Source organism: Streptomyces beijiangensis (assembly GCF_017315755.1).
GTDB classification, from domain to species: domain Bacteria; phylum Actinomycetota; class Actinomycetes; order Streptomycetales; family Streptomycetaceae; genus Streptomyces; species Streptomyces beijiangensis.
In genome coordinates, this window is sequence record NZ_JAFLRJ010000294.1 from 1 (window position 1) to 4,346 (window position 4,346).

Annotated in this window: 3 protein-coding genes, 1 tRNA gene and 2 pseudogenes; 5 read left to right on the top strand and 1 reads right to left on the bottom strand. The window is 70.2% G+C overall.

Annotated elements, in window-relative coordinates:
• On the top strand, positions 1-665 hold a 665-nt coding region (locus tag J0695_RS27555; protein WP_206966408.1), incomplete at its 5' end, for a trypsin-like serine peptidase.
• A 63-nt stretch (positions 666-728) separates the two neighbouring features.
• On the opposite strand, the gene J0695_RS27560 is transcribed toward J0695_RS27555, so the two are convergent.
• Positions 729-802 (bottom strand) — tRNA-Lys (locus J0695_RS27560).
• A gap of 211 nt (positions 803-1,013) precedes the next feature.
• Between J0695_RS27560 and J0695_RS27565 the strand changes: the two genes are divergently transcribed.
• From J0695_RS27565 to J0695_RS27580, 4 genes and pseudogenes are all read left to right on the top strand, one after another.
• On the top strand, positions 1,014-2,249 hold the full coding sequence (locus J0695_RS27565) for a peptidoglycan-binding protein (protein ID WP_206966410.1): 1,236 nt from the start codon (positions 1,014-1,016) through the stop codon (positions 2,247-2,249).
• Between the two features lie 20 nt (positions 2,250-2,269).
• Positions 2,270-3,355, top strand: a pseudogene (locus J0695_RS27570) (SPFH domain-containing protein); the annotation flags it as partial.
• Positions 3,356-3,482: 127 nt separating this feature from the next.
• Positions 3,483-4,082, top strand: a complete 600-nt coding sequence (locus J0695_RS27575) for a lytic polysaccharide monooxygenase auxiliary activity family 9 protein (RefSeq protein WP_206966414.1) — start codon at positions 3,483-3,485, stop codon at positions 4,080-4,082.
• A gap of 26 nt (positions 4,083-4,108) precedes the next feature.
• Positions 4,109-4,346 (top strand): annotated as a pseudogene (locus tag J0695_RS27580) (acyl-CoA synthetase); the annotation flags it as partial.

A 4,346-nucleotide genomic window follows, 5' to 3' on the forward strand; every position in this document is an offset into this window, starting at 1 on the left:
CGGTGCGCCCGGCCGCGGCCGCGGCACCCGGCGTCTCGCACACCGTGTGGAGCGTGGCCTCCACCGCCCCGGTCGGCGCGCTCTTCCAGGGCTCCACGGCCGACGGCAATCACGTCTGCACGGCGAGCGTGGTGAGCAGCAAGGGGCGCGATCTGCTGGTGACGGCGGCGCACTGCCTGGACGGCGGGACCGACGGTCTCGTCTTCGTCCCCGGCTACCACGACGGCGAGGAGCCGTACGGCGAGTGGAAGGTCACCGAGGCGGTCACAGGGCCGCGGTGGACCGAGGACACGGACGAGGACGCGGACGTGGCCTTCGCGGTCGTCGGGTCCTCGGACGGCGAGCGGATCCAGGACGTGGTCGGCGCGTACACCCTGGGTGTCGCCGGGGTCCCGGGCAGCGCGGTGACCGTGACGGGGTATCCGTCCGACTCCGACACGCCGATCACCTGCACCAACAGGGCGGGTACGTACACCGACAGCCAGTGGGTCATCGCCTGTCCCGGATACAGCGGGGGGACCAGCGGGAGCCCGTGGGTCACCGCGGACGGGACGGTCATCGGGGCGATCGGCGGGTACCAGCGGGGCGGCGACACGGACGACGTCTCGTACAGCGTGCGCTTCGACGCCGGGACCGAGGCGCTCTTCCAGCTGGCCGATCGCTGACCTGCGGTGGTACGCGGACGACTGAAGCCCCACCAGCGGTGCCGGTGGGGCTTCAGGTGTCTGTGCGCCGTCAGGGACTCGAACCCCGGACCCGCTGATTAAGAGTCAGCTGCTCTAACCAACTGAGCTAACGGCGCCTGGTGACCTGGAGAACTTTACCGGACGGCGAGCCGTGCTCCGCACCTCGCCGTGCGTTCGAAGGTTCGATTTATGGTGGTTTCATCCTTTCCATCCGTCAAAGTGCGATATGCGACGACAGTTGAGAAGCTGACGCTCGTGAAGTTACGTCACGAGATAGTTCGTCATTTCGGGCATAACGGGTATGTCGACAATGCGGAGGGGAAACGCATGATGTTGCCGGTCTTCGAGGAGTACGAGCCCACCGCCGACTGTGGCTGCGAGGGGTGCGCCCATCAGCGCCGCGCCCTGCGCCACGGAGATCACCCCTCGGCGCACGGCGCCCGCCGTGCCCTGGTCCTGGTCACCGCGGCCGGTGTCGCACTCGGCGGGTCGGGCGCCGCAGAGGCGGCCGCCCGGACCTTCAGGCCCGCGGCCCTGAGCGCGGACCAGCCCGCGGGTCAGGCCGCCGCACCCCGCGCCGCCGGCAGGCTGCCCGCCACCAACCGGACCGACATCATCAGCAGGGCGCAGCGCTGGGTGGGCTCGCAGGTCCCGTACAGCATGGACAAGTACTGGTCGGACGGGTACCGCCAGGACTGCTCGGGCTTCGTATCGATGGCCTGGAACCTGGACGGCAGCGAGTGGACGGGAAGCCTCGCCGAGTACGGCAGCCGTATAGCCGCGGACGATCTGCAGCCCGGCGACATCCTGCTCTTCCACAATCCCGCCAACCCGACCAAGGGCTCGCACGTGACGATCTTCGGAGGCTGGGCGGACGACACGCACACCTCCTACGTCGCGTACGAGGAGACCCCGCCGCACGCCCGCCGGCAGGTCACGCCGTACGCGTACTGGAGCAACTCCAGCCGCTATGTGGCCTACCGCTACAAGGGGCTGATCGGGGGGAGTCCCGGTGGCGGTCCCGGAACCTCGACCCGCTTCCCGGGGACGAAGTACTTCGGCCCAGGCACCCGCAACGCCTATGTCACCCAGCTGGGCAAGATGCTCGTCAAGCGCGGCGCGTCCCGCTACTACCAGCAGGGTCCCGGGCCGAGCTGGGGCAACGCCGACCGGCTCGCCACCCAGGCCTTCCAGCGGGCGCAGGGATGGAAGGGCTCGGCGGCGGACGGGCTGCCGGGGCCCTCGACCTGGGGGCTTCTCGTCGGTGGCGGCGGCAAGAGCATCCCGAAGGCGGGGCAGGGCGGGAGCGGCGGCAGCCCGGCAACCGCCGCTTTCCCCGGCAAGGGCTCCTTCCGGCCCGGACAGTCCAGTGCGTCGGTCGAGAAGCTCGGCAGGCAGCTGGTGAAGAAAGGCTTCGGCACGTACTACACCTCGGGTCCGGGACCGCGCTGGACCGAGGCGGACCGGCGCAATGTCGAGGCGTTCCAGCGCGCGCAGGGCTGGCGCGGCGGAGCGGCAGACGGTTACCCCGGCCCCGAGACCTGGCGGCGGTTGTTCGCATGACGGAGGCAACGATGGAACCCCAAGAGTCAGCACGGAGGACTTCGGTCATCCTCAACGAGTCGACGACCGAGATCCCGGTCCATCTGCTCTTCCGCGACGAGCCCGAGCCGGGCGCCGCGGGCATGGCGGGCGTGAAGCCGAAGGCAGCGCGTCGTCCTGCTCCGGTCGTACGCAATCCGGCCAGGCCCGCGCCGCCCTCCGACCCCCGGCTCGCGGAGCGCCCCGGACCCGCGCTGTCCGGCTGGGTCGCGGTCGGCACGGGCCTCGCGGCGCTCGCCGGGATCACGGCGGCGCTGTGGCGGGCGGGGGTGATCGGGGATCCGGTGACCGCGCGGCTCGGTCTGGAGTCGTATCCGTACAGCGGTCTCGGGATCGGTCAGGCCGCCGCGCTCGCCGTCCTGGTGACCGTCCTGCTCTTCGCCTTCGGCGGTCTCGGACGGGGCCGGGCCGGGTACGCGTGGGTGCTGACGCTCTTCGGCGACTACCGCGGGAGCGTACGGCGGAGCGGCCTGGTGTGGCTGAGCCCGCTGCTGCTGCGGCAGCGGGTCGACGTACGGCTGCGGCACTGGCGCAGCGAGCCGATGCCCGCGGTGGACGCGCAGGGCACGGCGCTGCAGGTGGTGGTCCTGGTGGTGTGGCGGATCAGGGACACGGCGCGGGCGTCGCTCGCGGTCGCCGACCACCAGGCGTATCTGCGCGAGCAGGTCGAGGCGGCGACGGCGCGCGTCCTCTCGCAGCTGCCGGCGGACGCCTTCCACGCGGAGGCCGACGCGCCGACGCTGCGCAACGCGGAGGCGGTCGGCGGCGCGCTGACCCGGCTGCTGAAGGCGGAGGCGGCGCCGGTGGGGATCGACGTGTACTCGGCGCAGCCGACGCGGATCGAGTACGCGCCCGAGGTGGCTGCCGCGATGCAGCGGCGGCGGGTCGCCGCGATCGACGCCAGGCACCGGGACAGCGTGCTGACCTCGGTCGTCGACGCGGTGGACGAGACGGTGACGCGGCTGACGGCGCGCGGACTCGTCGATCTGGACGACTACGAGCGCAAAGCTCTCGTCAAGGATCTGACGGTGGCGTTCTACACGGGGCGCAACGGGGCTTCTTCGTAACTTCCAAACTTCCCATATTGGTATGGACGCGCTTTTGATGTGGACACAGCCAAGGTGTGTCCATACATTGGGACTTGGTCTAGACCGCACGTGCAGTAGAACTCCCCCACGTTCTCTGAGGAGCGGTATGCGAAAGAAGCTAGGTGTCGCCGTGGTCGGCCTTGCCGTCACCGGTGCATCCCTGCTCGCGACGTCCAGTGCGAGCAGTCACGGCTACACCGATCAGCCCATCAGCCGTCAGAAGCTCTGCGCCAACGGCACCGTGACCAACTGCGGCGCCATCCAGTACGAACCCCAGAGCGTCGAAGCCCCCAAGGGCTTCCCCGGCTCCGGGCCCGCCGACGGATCGATATGTTCCGGCGCGCACGCCAATTTCTCCGCACTCGACGGGGCCAAGACCCCGGGCGGCGGTGCCTGGCCCACCACCCAGCTGACCGGCGGACAGGGGTACACCTTCCGCTGGCAGTTCACCGCGAGGCACTCGACGACCGACTTCAGGTACTACATCACCAAGAACGGCTGGGACGACACCAAGCCGCTGACCAGGGCGGCGCTCGATCCGCAGCCGTTCATGACCGTCCCTTACGGGGGTGCGCAGCCCCCGGCCACGCTCTCCCAGCAGGGCACCATCCCCACCCAGAAGACGGGTCACCATGTGATCCTCGCCGTCTGGAACATCGCCGACACGACGAACGCCTTCTACTCCTGCGCGGACGTTAAGTTCTGACGGTACGTCAATTACCGTACGGCCCCATGGAATCCATGGGGAGCGCAGGCACCGTCGCGGAACTCGTAGAGCGCCAATGGGGCGACGACAGGGTGGGGCTGCGGGCGGACAGCCTCACCCTGAGCCATCACGAGGTCGCGGCGGGCGCGGCGGCGCGGGCCGCCCTCCTGGTGGACCTGCTGCCGCGCGGCGCTCAGCCGCAGGGGAAATTCGGGGGTGTTGTCGAGCAGCACCCCGAGATGCGGCTGAGCGCCGCGCGGCAGC